Here is a 15106-nt window from a genome sequence, read left to right as displayed (position 1 = left end):
ACTAGTCCGTCTAGCTATTTGGCTGCGGAGGGTTCCGCGTCGTCCACTTCGTCCGTATCGTGCCCGTCGCCGTGCTCCGCGTCGATCTCGTCGACGGCCGCGCTCATCCGGCGGAGGAAGTTGACGACGACCTCGGCCTCGGGTGCGTCCAGGTCCTCGGCGATCTCGAGCATCCGGCGGTGCATCTCCTGGAGCGTGGCGCGCACCTCGTCGTCGCTGTCGACGGTCGCCTCCACGACGATCCCGCGCCGGTCGGTCGGGTTGGGCTTGCGCACGAGGTGGCCGCTGCGGACCAGGCGGTCGATGAGGACCGTGGTCGACGCGGACGAGATGGAGAGGTGCGAGGCCAGGTCCTTGCCGGTCACCAGCTCGCCCTTGCGCTGCTGGCGGAGCAGGTACTGGATGGCGATCAGGTCCGTCTCGCCCATCGCCATCCGCTCACGCGTGCGGCGGCGCATCGAGACCTCGGAGACGCGGTACGTGCGCATCGCGCTCAGCACCTCGACAGCGCGGCGGGTGGACGACTCGTCCGGGTACCAGTACCCGGCGCCGCTCCGCAGGCTCGTGTCGCTCATCCGCACATCCTAGACCGGCTGATCACCAGGCCGTCTAGCGAGTCGCCCGCGCCTACGCTGGACCGGTGACCGCCACCCTCGTCGCCAAGGGCCTCTCCGGAGGCTATGCGCACCGCACCCTGTTCGACGGACTCGACCTGACGGTCGCCCCCGGGGACGTGGTGGGCGTCGTCGGGGCGAACGGAGCCGGCAAGTCGACGCTCCTGCGCATCCTCGCGGGCGAGACGGCTCCGCTCGAGGGCTCCGTCGTGCTCTCGCCGGGCGACGCCTTCGTCGGCTGGCTGCCGCAGGAGCACGAGCGCCGCGAGGGCGAGACCGTCGCCGGCTACATCGCGCGCCGCACCGGCTGCGCCGAGGCCTCCGCCGAGCTCGACGCCGCCGCCGCCGCCCTGGCCGACCCCGATCCCGACGGCTCGATCGCGGACCGGTACGCCCTCGCTCTCGACCGCTGGCTCGCGAGCGGCGCGGCCGACCTCGACGAGCGCACCCCGGTCGTCCTGGCCGACCTGGGCCTGTCGCTCGGCGCCGCGGCCGCCTCCTCGACGATGACCTCCCTCTCCGGCGGGCAGGCGGCGCGGGTCGGCCTCGCGGCACTGCTGCTCTCGCGCTTCGACGTGGTGCTGCTCGACGAGCCGACCAACGACCTCGACCTCGACGGCCTGGAGCGCCTGGAGGCCTTCGTCCGCGGGCTCCGCGGCGGCGCGGTCCTCGTGAGCCACGATCGCGAGTTCCTCGCCCGCAGCGTCACCCGCGTGCTCGAGCTCGATCTCGCGCAGGGCACCAACCGGGTCTACGGAGGCGGCTACGACGCGTTCCTGGAGGAGCGCGAGACCGCGCGCCGCCAGCGCCGCGAGAAGTACGAGGACTTCGCCGAGCAGAAGGCCGACCTGGTCTCCCGCGCCCGCACCCAGCGGGAGTGGTCGAGCCAGGGCGTGCGCAACGCGATGAAGAAGGCCCCCGACAACGACAAGATCCGCCGCAAGGCCTCGGCGGAGTCGAGCGAGAAGCAGGCGCAGAAGGTGCGCCAGATGGAGAGCCGGATCGCGCGGCTCGAGGAGGTCGAGGAGCCGCGCAAGGAGTGGCAGCTCGCCTTCACGATCGGCAGCGCCCCGCGCTCGAGCTCGGTCGTCTCGACGCTGAACGGCGCGGTCGCCCGCCGCGGCGCCTTCACGCTCGGGCCGGTGTCGCTCCAGGTCGACGCGGGCGACCGGATCGGCATCACCGGGCCCAACGGCGCCGGCAAGTCGACGCTGCTGTCGCTCCTCCTCGGCCGCGCCGAGCCGGAGGAGGGCGGCGCCTCCCTCGGAGCGAGCGTGGCGATCGGCGAGATCGATCAGGCCCGCGGGATGCTCGCCGCCGAGGTGCCGCTCGCGGACGCGTTCGAGGCGCTGGTGCCCGAGTGGCCGACCGCCGAGGTCCGCACCCTGCTGGCGAAGTTCGGGCTGAAGGCCGACCACGTCGGCCGCCGCGTCGGCGAGCTCTCGCCGGGCGAGCGGACGCGGGCCGCCCTGGCGCTCCTCCAGGCCCGCGGCACGAACCTCCTGGTGCTCGACGAGCCGACCAACCACCTCGACCTCGTCGCCATCGAGCAGCTGGAGGAGGCGCTCGAGGCGTACGAGGGCACCCTGCTGCTGGTCACCCACGACCGGCGGATGCTCGAGACGGTGCAGCTGACGCGGCACTGGCACGTCGAGGCGGGCGTCGTCACGGAGGCGTGACGCCCGCCGCCGCGTCAGTCCCCGGAGGCGCGCGCCGCCTCGTCCTCGCGCCAGCCGGCCTCCTTCTGCACGTACTCGTTGTCGGCGAACTCCGCGAAGTCGCTCTCGTCGGTGATCCGGCGCACCTCGAGGCGGTTGCCGGGCACCAGCGGGCAGCGCAGCGCCCACTCGCGGGCCTGCTCCTTCGAGTCGACCCCGATGATCCAGAAGCCGTTGAAGAGCGACTCGGTCGGGCCGTAGGCGCCGTCGACGACGGTCGGCGGCTCGGAGGAGAAGTCGACCACGAAGCCGGAGGAGGCGACGTCGTCGGCCAGGCCGTCGCCCGAGAGCAGCACGCCCGCCTCGATCATCGCCTCGTTGTACTGCCCCATCCGGGTGATGATCTCGTCGAACGGGATGGAGGCGTAGGCCTCCTTCGCCGCATCGGTCGCGCGCATGATCAGCATGTACTTCATCGGGTCTCCCTGGGGTCGGTGCGCGGGGGCGCAGGGCCTACTCTGGCCCATCCGGGGTGCCGGCGGAACGGTGGGTCCCGAGCGTCTGCGCCACGGGGGCGAGCGCGGAGCGACGGACCTTGCCCGCGTCGCTCCGAACGGGCTCGTGCACGATCCGGAGGGCCCGGAGGCGCCGCTCAGCGCCCAGCTCGGCGTTCGCCCGAGCGAGCAGACCGGCCGGGTCCACGCCCGCGTCGCCCACGTCGACGACCGCCTCCATCGCCTGCCCCAGCTCCGTGTCCGGCACGCCGAAGGCGACCGCCCCGCGGACTCCGGGCAGGGCCTCCAGCACCCGCTCGACCTCGGCCGGCCAGACGCTCACTCCGCCCCGGAGGATCAGATCGTCGGCGCGGTCGACCACCCAGAGCCACCCGTCCCCGTCGACGCGGCCGACGTCGCCGAGGGTGTCCCAGCCCTCCTCCGTCCGCCGCGAGCCCGCGCCGAGGTAGCGGTAGGCGGGGGCCTCGCCGCGGTGCAGCCAGATGCGGCCGAGCTCGCCGGTCGGAGCCTCCGTGCCGTCCTCCCGCAGGATGCGCAGGGTCGTCCCGCTGATCGGCCGTCCGACACTGCCCGGGTGCTCCAGCCACTCCCGGCCCGTGATCATCGTCAGTCCGTTCGACTCGCTGCCCGCATAGACCTCGACCACCCGCTCCGGGCCGAGCCAGCCGATCAGCGCCCGCTTGTCGGCGGGCGCGCAGGGCGCTCCGAGGTGCAGCACCGTCGCGAGCGAGGACACGTCCGCCCCCGACCGCTCGGGCGCAGCCAGCAGGCGGCGGATCGTGGTCGGGACGAGCAGGGTCCAGGTGACGCGGTGCTCCTCGATCGCCGCGAGGACCCGGGCGGCGTCGAACCGCGGCAGCAGCACCAGGCGCTGCCCGGTCATCAGCCCGCGGAAGGCGTAGGTGAAGGTCGCCGAGTGCATCAGCGGGCCGCTCACCAGCTGCACGCCCTCGCGCGGCAGGAACGGCGCGACCGGCGCGTCCGGATCCAGCAGCGCCGGGCCCGCGGCCAGCACCACCTTCGGTCGCCCCGTGCTGCCGGAGGAGGTGGGCGCCTTCCAGGACGAGGCCCACCGGTCCTCGAGCGAGCCGGCCGGCACCTCCGGCCCGGGCCGCCAGTCGCCCGCGCGCCACGGGACAGCGGAGGAGGAGGGCGCGCCGATGACGAGCGCCGGCCGCGCGATCCGCTCCACCTCGGCGCGCTCCGCCGCCGACAGCCCGGTCGAGACCGGCTGCGGCACGGCGCCCGCCTTCCAGACCGCCGCGCAGACGACGAGCGCGTCCAGCGAGTTCGAGAGCGAGACGGTGACGAGGTCGTCGGTCCGGACGCCGAGATCGCGGTAGGCGCGGGCGAGGCGGGTGCTCTCGCGGTCGAGCTCCCCCGCCGTCAGCGCGCCCTCGTCGGCCACGGCGACGATCCGGTCGGGATCGGCGTCGGCGAGACCGGTGACGATGCGCGAGATCGACCGGCGGGTCACCGGCGGCGCCCGATCGTGTCCAGGCGGCAGGACGGAGTCATCCGGGCACGCCTGCTCGCGCGGATCCCGGCCCGTCCGGAGGAGTTCCTCCTGAGCTCTGAACCGAGCCGTCGAGCACCCGCTCGTAGAATCGCAGATGCGCGGCCGCGACGTCGTCCCAGGAGTGCGAGGCGGCCAGGGCCCGGCCGTCCGGCGAGGGCAGCGTCAGGGCCTCCTCCAGCGCGTCGGCGAAGGAGGCGGGGTCCCGCCCGTAGCGGACCGCGTCCCCGAACACCTCGTGGATCACCGGCAGCTCCCGCGCCACGACCGGCACCCCCGCGGCGAGCGCCTCCATCGCCGCCAGCCCGAACCCCTCCTTCACCGAGATGAAGCCCAGCGCGGAGGCGCCGGCGACGAGCGGAGCGAGCCTCTCCTCCGGAACGGTGCCGAGGATCACCGGAGCGATCCCGAGCTCGGCCGCCCTCCGGTCGAAGGCGGCCCGGTACTCGCGGTAGTCGAACAGGGTCTCGCCGCCGCCGAACACCAGCGCGACGTCGTGGCCGCGCTCGCGCAGCAGAGCCCACGCCTCGAGCAGCTCGATGCTGCCCTTCCGCGGCTCGATGCCGCCGAGGGCGAGGAGGTACGGGCCGAGCTCGGCCCGCCACCCCCCGGTCAGCGGATCGTCGACGGCGGCCGCGAACCGCGCCGCGTCGACACCGTTCGGGATCACGTCGGGCAGCAGCCCCCAGCCGGCGCGCACCTCCTCAGCGACCGCAGCGGACACGCACAGCCGGGTCAGGGGGAGCCGGACGGCGCGGTCGTGGCAGGCGCGCAGCTCCGGGGTGGTGAAGTCGTCCAGGTGGTGGATCGTGCGGATCGGCGCGAGTCCGGCGGCGAGCGCCGCGTTGGCCGAGATGCAGTCCTGCGCGTGGACGACCGGTGCGTCCTCGCCCCGCAGGGCCTCGGCCATCGCGGCGATGGACCGGACGATGCGGGCGCCGACCGGCTCGCCCTCGCGGTGCGGAAAGGGCACCACCCGCACGGTCACGCACGGATCGACGGGGCGGAAGAAGGAGTCGTCGCCGCCCCGGGCGAGCGTGCGCACCGTGACGTCGTGTCCGGCGCGCGCGAGCGCCTCGGCGAGGGCGAGGGTGTGCACCACCCCGCCGCGCGGCCGGGTGGAGTAGGTCAGCAGGCAGATCCGCATCTCAGCTCCGGTAGGCGTGCTCCGCGCGGTCGCGGAGGTGGTGCATCGTGCGGCGGGCGCGGGCGACGGAGCCGGCGACGTCAGCGGAGGCGAGCGCGAGCCCGCCCTTCGCCCAGGTCTTCGCGATGATCTCTCCCGCCGGATCCACGACCTTCGCCTGCCCGAGGAACCGCAGGCCGCCGAGCACGCCGGTCTGGTTCGAGGAGACGAGGTAGACCTGGTTCTCGGCGGCGCGGGCGCAGTCGTAGAGATCGAACAGGTGGGCCTGGCGGTCGTTGCGGATCCGATCGGAGCGGTCGGTCACGCTCGCGGGCCACGCGCTGAGGCAGGCCAGCACCTCCGCGCCGTCGAGGGCCAGCGAGCGCGAGGACTCCGGGAAGGTCTTGTCGAAGTCGATCAGCATCCCCATCCTCCCGATCGGCGAGTCGAAGGCGGCGAAGCCGCGACCCGGCAGGTACGCCTCGGACTCGCCCAGCGGCAGGTGGACCTTGCGGTGCGTGCCGATCACGCGCCCGCCGTGCACGCAGACCGCGGTGTCGTAGCGGACCTCGCGACCGCCCTCGAGCGCGCGCTCCGCGATCCCGAAGCACACGGTGAGATCGCCCGCCAGCTCGGCCACGCGGGCGACCTCCGGCCCATCGAGCTCAAGGCTCGGCGGCAGGTCCGGCCCGGGGTGCTGGAGGTCGAGCAGGTAGCCGCCGAGGGTCGCGTCCGGGAGCACGAGCAGGTCGACCGAGCGCTCGCGGGCGTGAGCGATGATGCCGGCGAGCTTGGCGAGGGTGCGGTCGATGTCGCGACCGAAGTGCGCTGCGACCGCACCCATCACCGTCTCCGTCATGCGAGGAGGCTATCCGGCGAGATCCGGCTCGCGCTCCCGAGCGAAGCGCCCCGCCTCGCGCACTCGCCGGACCTCCTCCGCCAGGTGCCCCGCATCGCGGGCGATCGCCTCGAAGCGGCCGGACCCCCAGGTGTGCAGCCACGGCAGCCCGAGGAACGACAGGCCCGGCACGCTCGTCACTCCGCGCTGGTGGGTGGGATGGCCGGCGCCGTCGAACACGCCGATCTCGACCCAGCGATAGTCGGAGCGGAACCCGACCGCCCAGACGACGCTGCCGATGCGCGCGAGGTCGAGCCCGGTCGCCTCGGACTCCGGCCGCCAGACCGGACGGCAGCGGTCCTCCTCGGGAGCGTCGATGCCGTGCGCCGCGATGTAGCGGTCGATGTCGTCCTTGATCGACTCCGCGACCGAGTCCGCGTAGTCGAGCGACGCCTCCGCCGTGGGGGCGAAGCGCAGCCGGGACCCCTCCACCCCGGCCAGTCGGCCGTAGAGGTGCATCCCGTCGCGGGCGAAGGCGCGCAGGTCGATGTCCCGCCCGCCCCCGCGCCCCGTCACGTAGTGGTTGGTCGACTCCCGCTTGGTGAGCCCGCCGACCTGCGCGTGGACGGGCACGTCGTACACGCCCATGTCCTGGAGCCAGGCGACGCAGTCGCGGCCCCGGTAGAAGCGCGCCACCCGCGGCGCGCTGCCGAGGGCGAGGTGGACCTCGCGCCCGGCGAGGAAGAGGTCCTCGGCGATCTGCGCGCCCGACTGCCCGGAGCCGACGACGAGCACGCCGCCGGGCGGGAGCGCCTCCGGCGAGCGGTAGTCGGCGGAGTGGAGCTGCAGCACGTCCGACGGCAGCCGCGCGGCGACGGCGGGGAGGACCGGGCGGTGGTAGCCGCCGGTCGCCACGACGACCTGGTCGGCCGTGATCGCGCCCGCGCTCGTGATCAGCTCGAAACCTCCCCCGGCGCGCTCGCGGAGCCGGCTCACCTCCACGCCCTCGACCACGGGGGCGTCGAAGCTCTGCGCGTAGCGGCGCACCCACGCGTGCACCTCGTCGCGCGTCATGAATCCGTCCGGGTCCGGCCCGTCGTAGGGGTACCCGGGGAGGCGGCACTGCCAGTTCGGCGTGACGAGGGTGAAGGCGTCCCAGCGGCGGTCGATCCAGTCGTGGCCGATGGTCGCGCGCTCGAGCACGACGTGCTCGATGCCGTCGTCGACCAGGTGCCGGCTGATCGAGAGCCCGGCCTGCCCGCCTCCGACCACCGCGACCTCGACGTGGCGCCCGGGCTCGATAGCGGCGCTCACGGCCGCACCCGCTGCCCGGCCGGAGCGGGCGGCTCCATCGCGAGCACCCTGACCGTGCCGCCCTCGAAGCGCTGCGCCGTGCGGAGGATGTCGGACTCCTGCTGCATCGCGGAGGTGCAGGCGAACCCGAACCGCTCCCGCACCCGGTCCGACGCGATGCGCAGCGCCTCACTCGAACGGGCGACGAAGTCCTCGAGCGAGTAGGCGGTCCCGGTCCCGAGGAACTCGTGCACGACCAGGCTCGGCGAGTAGCAGCGCTCCTCCGAGCCGTCCGGCCAGCGGACGTGGAAGGTCATCTCAGGCATGGACGAGTCCTCCGTTCCAGACCCGGTCGATGTCGTAGGCGTCGGGCCGCCGGTCGCGCAGGTGGAACATCCCGCCGCGCATCGCCTCGAAGGCGCCGCGCACGTCGATGTCGGCGACGGCCATGCCTGCTCCGAGCAGCGTCGTCGCGAGCACGTTGCCGCCGGGATCGACGACCTTCGCGTTCCCGACGTAGCGGAGCGAGCCGAAGGTCCCCGACTGGTTCGAGGCGAGCCAGAACACCTGATTGTCGAGGGCGCGGGCGATGTCGAACTGATTGAACCGGTACGTCCAGCGGTCCTCCTGCAGGTTCTCGGCCGTCGCCGTCCGAGCGGCCGGCCACGCCGAGAGCGAGGCGATGATCTCGGCGCCGTCCAGCGCCATCGACCGCGCCGCCTCGGGGAACGCCTTGTCGTAGCAGATCTGCAGGCCCACCCGGCCGACCGGCGTCTCGAAGGTGCCGTAGCCCGGGCCCGGCGAGTACGAGAGGTGCTCGCCCAGCGGCTGGTGCACCTTCCGGTAGCTGCCGTAGACCTGCCCGCCGTCCAGGAGCGCGGCCGCGTTGTAGCGGGTCTCGCCGTCGTCGTCGAGCTCGCAGAAGCCGATCGCCACCACCAGGTCGCCGACGATCTCCTGCACCCGCCGCAGCTCCGGCCCGTCCAGGCGCACCGCCGGCGGGAGGGAGCGGCGGGTGGTGGCGACCGTGTCGCCGTGGTTGCCGAGCGAGGAGAGGTAGCCGCCGATCGCGGCCTCGGGGAGCACCAGGAAGCGCACTCCCCTCTCGCGGGCCTCCTCGGCCAGGGAGGCGATGAGCGCGTAGTTCTGATCCAGGTCGCGGGTGAAGTTCGCCGCGACCGATCCGACGAGGGTCATCGCGATCGCCTACAGGTTGTAGGTGGAGTTGATGATCGCGCCCTTGCGGGCGTAGTGGATGAGCGCGTCCTGCACGTCGAGCGGGTGGCAGGGGATGCAGCCCTCGATCAGGTCCTCCTCGCGGAGGCCGTGGAGCGCCATGCCGAACCGGCAGACGAAGACGCGGTTCCCCTCCTGGATGAAGGTCTCGATGGCGTTGTTGAGGTTCTGCTCGCCGGGGAATCCGGAGTCGCCGACCGTCGGGAAGCCGCGGGTGGCCATCGCGTTGATGGTGCCGGGCCCGTAGAAGTAGAGCGCGGACTCGTAGCCCTTCCGCGCCGCGCGGGTGGCCTGGAGCACTGCGACGAAGCTGACCGAGGACTCGTGGGCGATGCCGTGCACGAGGGTCAGGTACGACTCCCCGGGCTCGGCCTGGTAGTCGGGGAAGACCTTGGTGGAGCCGTAGAGGTTGCTGCCCTTCGGGAGCGCCGGGTGGGCGATCTCGGAGCGCGACATCTCGATGTTGGCGCTGACCTGGTCTTCGATCTCCTGGGAGACGGACATGGTTCCTCCTGGTGTCGGTCCGCCGAAGCGGCGTGCGAGTGCATGGCTCCGGCGGGATGCGCTGAGACGACGCGGGACGACGTCCGCCGGGGTGGAGCAGTGGTGCGGAGTGGAACGCGTCCAGTCAACGGCCGGGATGTTTCGGAGTGGTTTCCACCGGAAGAAGCTCCCGTGACGGCGGATCCGTAACGAGACCGCGTTCCTCCCGTCACGAGGGCGAAACACGAGGCGCCTTGACTGGGGGGTGAGACGACCGCACCGACATCCCGGCCGCCGCTGTGCGCGGCCCGTCCGGCCCGCTCCGCGGTGCCACGAAGGAGTCCTCGTGACCGATCTCCGCAGTCCCTCCCCCGCGTCCTCGCCGCCGGCAACCGGTGCGGCGCACCCGGCCGCCGGCCCGCACCCGGTCGGCGGGGCGCACTCCCCGGGCGGGGCGCACTCGACCGGGATCCGCCGCACCGGCCCCTCCGCCCTCCGCACTCGCGTCGACATCGCCCTGCAGGGCATCCGCGTCGAGGCACCGGTGCACCGCGAGGCCGGCGCCGGCCCGAGCGACGACGGGCACGTGATGCTCGGCGGCCTGGGCGCCGCGATCCCGGTGAACCCCGACAGCCCCTACGTGGTGAGCGGGAACCGCCTCCTGCTCGAGGGCGCCGACATCGGCCTGGACGTGACTCCCGTCCGCCGCCCGCGCTTCTACGATCTCGACACCGCCGACGGCGTCTCCTACGAGAAGATCGCCCGGCTGCACGGCCGTGACATCCTCGCGACCACCGTCGTCCAGACCTGCATGCGCTATGACGAGGCGGAGCGCTGCCGCTTCTGCGCGATCGAGGCCTCGCTCGAAGCCGGTGCGACCATCGCGGTCAAGACCCCGGCCCAGCTCGCCGAGGTCGCGGAGGCGGCGGTCCGCCTCGACGGCGTGCGCCAGATGGTGATGACCACCGGCACCTCCAAGGGCCGCGACCGCGGAGCGGCCCACCTCGCGCGCTGCGTCCGCGCGGTGCTCGCGGCGGTCCCCGGGCTGCCGATCCAGGTGCAGTGCGAGCCGCCCTCCGACGTCTCGGCGCTGCAGGCGCTGAAGGACGCGGGCGCCGTCTCGATCGGCATCCACGTGGAGTCGATGGACGACGCGGTGCGGCAGCGCTGGACCCCGGGCAAGGCGCGGGTCAGCCTGGACGAGTACCGCTGGGCGTGGCGCGAGGCAGTGCGGATCTTCGGCCGCAACCAGGTCTCGACCTACCTCCTGGTGGGCCTCGGCGAGGACCCGGACGAGCTGGTCACGAGCGCCCGCGAGCTGATCGGGATGGGGGTCTACCCCTTCGTGGTGCCCTTCCGTCCGCTGCGCGGGACCCTGGCGACCGAGGTCGACCACGTGCTCCCGCCGGCCGGGTCACTGCTGGAGCGGGTCAGCGCCGAGGTCGCCGCGCTCCTGATCGAGGCCGGGATGCTGAGCAGCGGGCAGAGTGCGGGCTGCGCGGCGTGCGGGGCCTGCGGCGTCCTGAAGACGGCCGGCGCCTGATGGTGGAGCTCTCGATCCTCGAGGGTGTTCGGGTCGCGCCTGCGTTCACGGTGGTGCGGGCGGAGGAGCGCGAGCTCGCCGCGCACCGGGCCCTGCGGCGCGAGGTGTTCGTCGCCGAGCAGGGGCTGTTCGCGGGCGACGACCACGACGACGCCGACGACGATCCGCGCTCGGTGGTGCTCGTCGCGGTGGCTCCGGACGGCGCGGTGCTCGGCGGGGTCCGGATCGCGCCTGTCGGCGGCGGACGCGATCTGGGCTGGTGGACCGGCAGCCGCCTGGTGGTGGCGCGCGAGGCGCGGGGCGGCTCCGGGATCGGTGCCGCCCTCGTGCGCGCGGCCTGCGCGGAGGCGGAGGCGCGCGGGGTGCTCCGCTTCGAGGCCTCGGTGCAGCTGCGCAACGAGGTGCTGTTCCGGCGGCTCGGCTGGCGGAGGATCGGCACGAGCACCGTCGCCCGAGTCGAGCACGCCCGGATGCGCTGGCCGGTCGACCGGCTCGACCGGGCGGCCACCGCGGCCAAGGCGGCCCTCGGCGCCCTTCTGGCTCCGCTGGCGGCCGAGGGGGGCCTCGGTGGGGCCGGCTTCGTCGGCGACGACGGAGCACCGGTCCCGGGCAGCGACCTGATCGCCGTCTGCGACGCGATCGTCCCGTCCATGGTGGAGCGCCACCCGGAGTGGGCGGGGTGGTGCTCGGTGCTGGTCAACGTCAACGACCTCACCGCGATGGGCGCGACCGGCATCGGGCTGATGGACGCGATCGGCGCTCGCGACGCGGCCGCCGCCGCGCGCATCGTGAGCGGTCTGCGGGCCGCCTCCGCCGCCTGGGGCGTCCCCGTGCTCGGCGGGCACACCCAGCTCGGAGTGCCGGCGGCCCTGAGCGTCACCGGTCTCGGCCGTACCGCGGCGCCGGTGCCGGGCGCGGCCGCTCCGGGCGACGAGCTCTCGCTGACGGCCGACCTCGGCGGCGGCTGGCGGCCCGGCTTCGCGGGCGCCCAGTGGGACTCGACGTCGTCCCGGCGCGCGGAGGAGCTCCGGGCGATGGCCGCCTCCGTCGGACTCGCGCGGCCGAGGGCGGCGAAGGACGTGAGCATGGCCGGGCTGGTGGGGACGGCCGGCATGCTCGCCGAGGCCAGCGGAGGAGGAGCGGTGATCGACCTCGCGGCGGTCCCCGTCCCCGAGGCGGCCGGCACCGCCGACTGGCTCGGCTGCTTCCCCGGCTTCGCGATGATCACCGCCGACCGGCGGGGGGAGTCGAGGATGGGCACACCCTGGACCGCGACGGCCGCGGTGGGGAGCGTCGTCACGGAGCCGGGCGTGCGGCTGCGCTGGCCGGACGGCGAGGAGACGACGGCGATCGCCGGTGCGGTGACGGGGCTCGGCGCAGCGGGCTGACGGGCCGGGCCGGAGGCGCATCGTCCTCGGCGCGGCCGTGAGACGCAACCCCGCGCAGATCCTCGCCGAGCGGCGGAGACTGGCGGCGGCCCGTTGCTCGACGGGCGCTCATCGACGGAAGGAACGACCCCATGGTGGATCTCGGAGGACTCGCGGACAAGGCGAAGAACGCCGTGAACAGCGACAAGGGCGAGGAGCTGACCGACAAGGGACTCGACAAGGCGGGCGACGCCGCCGACTCCGCGACCGGCGGGAAGTTCGCCGGCCAGGTCGACAAGGCCCAGGAGGCCGGCGACCAGCACGTCGGCAACGACTGACCGCCGGGCGGCCCTTCCGCGCTGTCGCGGAGGGCCGCCCGTCCATCAGTCCCGGTCGCCGAGCCCGCGCAGCAGCGCCCGCACCACGGCGACGGAGCGATCGGCCGCGTCGTCGACGTGCGCCTCGAACTCGCCGGGGGCGCAGAGGTCCGAGATCCCGCGGACCGAGACGAACGGCAGCCCGTGCACGTGCGCCGTCTGCGCGAGGGCGACTGATTCCATGTCGGTGGCGAGCGCGCCGGGGAAGTCGTTCCGCACGCGGTCCACGTGGGCGCTCGAGACGAAGACGTCGCTCGAGACGATCAGGCCGCGGCGCACCGGCGGCCCCTCCAGCAGCTCGAGCTCCGCGGCGAGCGCCGCGTCGTCCCCGGAGTAGCGGGCGGGCATCCCCGGGACCTGCCCGAGCGCGTAGCCGAACGCCCGCGCATCGGCGTCGGTCTGCACGTACTCGGCGCCGATCACGACCTCGCCCACGCGGACGTCGGCGCCCAGGCCGCCGGCGGTCCCCGCGCTCACCACGAGCGGCCGGGAGCCGCCCTCCCGCAGGATCGCTGCGGTGAGACCGCCGGCCGCGTTGACGAGGCCGATGCCGGTGCGGACGAGCAGCACCGCGCGGGAGTCGAGCTCGAGCTCCCACTGCAGCGCGTTGCCGACGGCGCGCGGCTCGGAGGCGCTGGACGCGGCGGCGAGGAACGGCGCGGCCTCCTCGTCCATCGCGACCAGGACGATCGCCGTGCTCACGCGGTGACCGTCTCCCACTCCGAGCGGTGCGCGAGGAACGTGCGCGCCGCCTCCTGCGCCCCCTCGAGGGAGTGGTTGGCGCCCCAGCCGCACTGGGTCTCGTTGGCGGCCGGGACCTCGTCGGCCTCGGTGATGTCCTGGAGCGTCGCCTCGACCAGGCCGAGCACCTCGGAGAGCTCGGGCTCGCCCGAGAGGAGCAGGTAGAAGCCGGTCTGGCAGCCCATCGGCGAGAAGTCGATCACGCGGTCGGAGTGGTTGCGGGACTTCTCGGCGAACAGGTGCTCGAGCGAGTGCACGGTGGGCATCTCGAGGTGCCCGCGGTTGGGCTGGGTGAAGCGCACGTCGTACTTGACGAGGTGGTCGCCTCCGGGCAGCGTCTTCGCGTCGGCGAGGCGCACGTACGGCGCTGCGACGGTGCGGTGGTCGAGGTTGAACGACTCGACGTTCATGCGCGGCTGATCCACGGTGGTCTCCTTCGCTGGGGGTCCCTCCATTGTCCTCCGCTCCGCGGAGCGGAGGCGGACCCCGGCGGATCCGGCTGCTTCTTCTCCGGGGCTGCGCCCGGATGCGAAGAGCTCCTCGCCGGCCACGACGAGGTACGCCGTGTCGAGCGCGATGATCACCAGGACCGCCCTGAACAGGCGCGCGGAGACCGTGCGGTCGTCCAGCGGGACCCCGCCGCCCAGACCCGCACGGAGGCGTGGAGCACCCCGGACAGCACCAGCGCGACGAGCGCCGTCACGCCGAGCACACTGTCCGGAACGACCACCGCCACCACCTCCTCCGTCGACGGGTCGAGCATGCCGTCGCGCCCGACGCGGCGGGGACCCGGGCCCCTGAGCGGTGGAGAACGGGCCGCTCCGATCCCTGGGGAGGAGCCTCGGCCGCTCCTCAGAACAGGTCCGAGAAGCCCATCGCGACGAGGTTCGCGTGCGAGGTCCGCAGGCAGTCGAGCGCGCTCCGCCCGTAGCGCTCGTCCTGCTCGACGAGGAGGTGGTCGACGCCGAGCGCGAGGCTCGTCCCGATGATCCCCGGGAAGTCGAGGTTTCCCTCCCCCACCTCGGCGAACTGCACGTTCGAGGTGAAGGCGTGCACGGACCACCCGCCGGACATGTCGGCGGGCGGCCCGACCCGGTAGTCCTTCAGGTGCACCAGGGCGACGCGCTCCCCGTACCGGCGCAGCGTCGTCACGGGATCGAGCCCGCCCCGCTGCACCCAGTGCACGTCGAGCTCGAGCCCCAGCAGCGGAGCCCGGTCGGCGACGACGTCGAGCAGGAGGCGGCCGCCGTGCCGCGCGAACTCGTGGTGGTGGTTGTGGAGCAGCAGCCGCAGCCCGTCGTCGCGGAGCCTCGCCGCGGCGGTCTGGCAGCGGTCGGCGAAGTCGAGCAGAGCGGCCGGCGAGGCCGCCGCGGAGGCGGGCAGCATGCCGATCCGGACCGTGCGCGTGCCGAGCGCGCGGGCGTCGGAGACGATCCCGGCGAGCCCGCCCTCGAGCGCGGCGCCCGGGGAGTCCCCCGGTGCCAGGCCCGCCGAGATCGCCGCGATCTCGACGCCGAGCTCGTCCCGCGCCCGCTGCAGCTCGGCCACGGTGGCCGCCGTCAGCGGGATCTGCGAGATCTCCACCGACCGGTAGCCGATCGCTCGGACCTCCCGGAGCGTCGCGAAGGCGCCCGCCGAGGCGAACGCGTCCTTCAGCATCATCGCCTGCACGCCGATCCTGGTCACGGCAGTCCTCCCGGTCGCGGTGGGGGCCGGCGTCTCCGCGGCCCGGAACGCCCCCGACGGTAGAGGCGCGCCTCCGATCTTGTCAATCGGTTGCCAATACGCGTATGGTCGTG

Annotated in this window: 16 protein-coding genes; 4 read left to right on the top strand and 12 right to left on the bottom strand. The window is 73.9% G+C overall.

Going from position 1 to position 15106, the window contains the following annotated elements:
- Positions 1–14 precede the first annotated feature (14 nt).
- Positions 15–575, bottom strand: a complete 561-nt coding sequence (locus tag C5C37_RS11725) for a MarR family winged helix-turn-helix transcriptional regulator (RefSeq protein ID WP_104225759.1) — start codon at positions 573–575, stop codon at positions 15–17.
- Between the two features lie 65 nt (positions 576–640).
- On the opposite strand from C5C37_RS11725, the gene C5C37_RS11720 reads away from it, so the two are divergent.
- Entirely contained in the window at positions 641–2293 is a 1653-nt protein-coding gene (locus tag C5C37_RS11720) for an ABC-F family ATP-binding cassette domain-containing protein (RefSeq protein ID WP_104308167.1), read from the top strand.
- A gap of 14 nt (positions 2294–2307) precedes the next feature.
- Here C5C37_RS11720 and C5C37_RS11715 read toward each other — a convergent pair whose 3' ends face one another.
- The 8 genes from C5C37_RS11715 to C5C37_RS11680 are packed head-to-tail and all read right to left on the bottom strand — an operon-like array spanning position 2308 to position 9300.
- The gene (locus tag C5C37_RS11715; RefSeq protein WP_104222630.1) at positions 2308–2748 is read right to left on the bottom strand and encodes a YciI family protein; all 441 of its coding nucleotides are present in this window, start codon (positions 2746–2748) and stop codon (positions 2308–2310) included.
- Between the two features lie 37 nt (positions 2749–2785).
- Positions 2786–4264 (bottom strand): AMP-binding protein, encoded by a 1479-nt coding sequence (locus C5C37_RS11710; protein WP_104338970.1) that lies wholly within the window; start codon positions 4262–4264, stop codon positions 2786–2788.
- Positions 4265–4301: 37 nt separating this feature from the next.
- Positions 4302–5450, bottom strand: coding sequence for an MSMEG_0565 family glycosyltransferase (locus tag C5C37_RS11705; protein WP_104338969.1), 1149 nt, complete (start codon positions 5448–5450; stop codon positions 4302–4304).
- Between the two features lies 1 nt (position 5451).
- Positions 5452–6288, bottom strand: coding sequence for a carbon-nitrogen hydrolase family protein (locus C5C37_RS11700; protein WP_104222633.1), 837 nt, complete (start codon positions 6286–6288; stop codon positions 5452–5454).
- A 9-nt stretch (positions 6289–6297) separates the two neighbouring features.
- Complete coding sequence (locus C5C37_RS11695; RefSeq protein ID WP_219812201.1) at positions 6298–7581, bottom strand: MSMEG_0569 family flavin-dependent oxidoreductase; 1284 nt, start codon at positions 7579–7581, stop codon at positions 6298–6300.
- Positions 7578–7886 carry an MSMEG_0570 family nitrogen starvation response protein gene (locus tag C5C37_RS11690; RefSeq protein ID WP_104222634.1) on the bottom strand — a complete coding sequence of 103 codons (309 nt, stop codon included), beginning with the start codon at positions 7884–7886 and terminating at the stop codon, positions 7578–7580. The genes C5C37_RS11695 and C5C37_RS11690 overlap by 4 nt, the downstream gene beginning before the upstream one ends.
- Positions 7879–8757 carry a carbon-nitrogen hydrolase family protein gene (locus tag C5C37_RS11685; RefSeq protein ID WP_104222635.1) on the bottom strand — a complete coding sequence of 293 codons (879 nt, stop codon included), beginning with the start codon at positions 8755–8757 and terminating at the stop codon, positions 7879–7881. The genes C5C37_RS11690 and C5C37_RS11685 overlap by 8 nt, the downstream gene beginning before the upstream one ends.
- Positions 8758–8766: 9 nt before the next feature.
- On the bottom strand, positions 8767–9300 hold the full coding sequence (locus tag C5C37_RS11680; protein ID WP_104222636.1) for an MSMEG_0572/Sll0783 family nitrogen starvation response protein: 534 nt from the start codon (positions 9298–9300) through the stop codon (positions 8767–8769).
- Between the two features lie 325 nt (positions 9301–9625).
- On the opposite strand from C5C37_RS11680, the gene C5C37_RS11675 reads away from it, so the two are divergent.
- The 3 genes from C5C37_RS11675 (at position 9626) to C5C37_RS11665 (ending at position 12527) form a co-directional block, all read left to right on the top strand.
- Positions 9626–10822, top strand: a complete 1197-nt coding sequence (locus tag C5C37_RS11675) for an MSMEG_0568 family radical SAM protein (protein WP_258059779.1) — start codon at positions 9626–9628, stop codon at positions 10820–10822.
- Positions 10822–12210 carry an MSMEG_0567/sll0787 family protein gene (locus tag C5C37_RS11670; RefSeq protein ID WP_104338968.1) on the top strand — a complete coding sequence of 463 codons (1389 nt, stop codon included), beginning with the start codon at positions 10822–10824 and terminating at the stop codon, positions 12208–12210. The genes C5C37_RS11675 and C5C37_RS11670 overlap by 1 nt, the downstream gene beginning before the upstream one ends.
- 131 nt (positions 12211–12341) lie before the next feature.
- Positions 12342–12527 (top strand): antitoxin, encoded by a 186-nt coding sequence (locus C5C37_RS11665; RefSeq protein WP_104222638.1) that lies wholly within the window; start codon positions 12342–12344, stop codon positions 12525–12527.
- A 45-nt stretch (positions 12528–12572) separates the two neighbouring features.
- On the opposite strand, the gene mtnN is transcribed toward C5C37_RS11665, so the two are convergent.
- From mtnN to C5C37_RS11645, 3 genes are all read right to left on the bottom strand, one after another.
- Positions 12573–13268, bottom strand: a complete 696-nt coding sequence (gene mtnN, locus C5C37_RS11660; RefSeq protein ID WP_258059322.1) for a 5'-methylthioadenosine/S-adenosylhomocysteine nucleosidase — start codon at positions 13266–13268, stop codon at positions 12573–12575.
- The gene (locus C5C37_RS11655; protein WP_308470742.1) at positions 13265–13762 is read right to left on the bottom strand and encodes an S-ribosylhomocysteine lyase; all 498 of its coding nucleotides are present in this window, start codon (positions 13760–13762) and stop codon (positions 13265–13267) included. The genes mtnN and C5C37_RS11655 overlap by 4 nt, the downstream gene beginning before the upstream one ends.
- Positions 13763–14159: 397 nt before the next feature.
- Complete coding sequence (locus C5C37_RS11645; protein WP_258074123.1) at positions 14160–14993, bottom strand: sugar phosphate isomerase/epimerase; 834 nt, start codon at positions 14991–14993, stop codon at positions 14160–14162.
- Positions 14994–15106 lie beyond the last annotated feature (113 nt).

It is taken from the genome of Rathayibacter sp. AY1F9, assembly GCF_002932155.1.
GTDB lineage: Bacteria > Actinomycetota > Actinomycetes > Actinomycetales > Microbacteriaceae > Rathayibacter.
The sequence above is the reverse complement of the archived record's forward strand: the minus strand, read 5'-3'. Positions and strand labels throughout refer to the sequence as shown.

Coding starts and splice junctions, on each gene's coding strand:
- C5C37_RS11725 (WP_104225759.1), bottom strand. CDS start 575: ATGAGCGACACGAGCCTGCGGAGCGGCGCCGGGTACTGGTACCCGGAC.
- C5C37_RS11715 (WP_104222630.1), bottom strand. CDS start 2,748: ATGAAGTACATGCTGATCATGCGCGCGACCGATGCGGCGAAGGAGGCC.
- C5C37_RS11705 (WP_104338969.1), bottom strand. CDS start 5,450: ATGCGGATCTGCCTGCTGACCTACTCCACCCGGCCGCGCGGCGGGGTG.
- C5C37_RS11700 (WP_104222633.1), bottom strand. CDS start 6,288: ATGACGGAGACGGTGATGGGTGCGGTCGCAGCGCACTTCGGTCGCGAC.
- C5C37_RS11690 (WP_104222634.1), bottom strand. CDS start 7,886: ATGCCTGAGATGACCTTCCACGTCCGCTGGCCGGACGGCTCGGAGGAG.
- C5C37_RS11685 (WP_104222635.1), bottom strand. CDS start 8,757: ATGACCCTCGTCGGATCGGTCGCGGCGAACTTCACCCGCGACCTGGAT.
- C5C37_RS11680 (WP_104222636.1), bottom strand. CDS start 9,300: ATGTCCGTCTCCCAGGAGATCGAAGACCAGGTCAGCGCCAACATCGAG.
- C5C37_RS11670 (WP_104338968.1), top strand. CDS start 10,822: ATGGTGGAGCTCTCGATCCTCGAGGGTGTTCGGGTCGCGCCTGCGTTC.
- C5C37_RS11665 (WP_104222638.1), top strand. CDS start 12,342: ATGGTGGATCTCGGAGGACTCGCGGACAAGGCGAAGAACGCCGTGAAC.
- C5C37_RS11655 (WP_308470742.1), bottom strand. CDS start 13,762: ATGGAGGGACCCCCAGCGAAGGAGACCACCGTGGATCAGCCGCGCATG.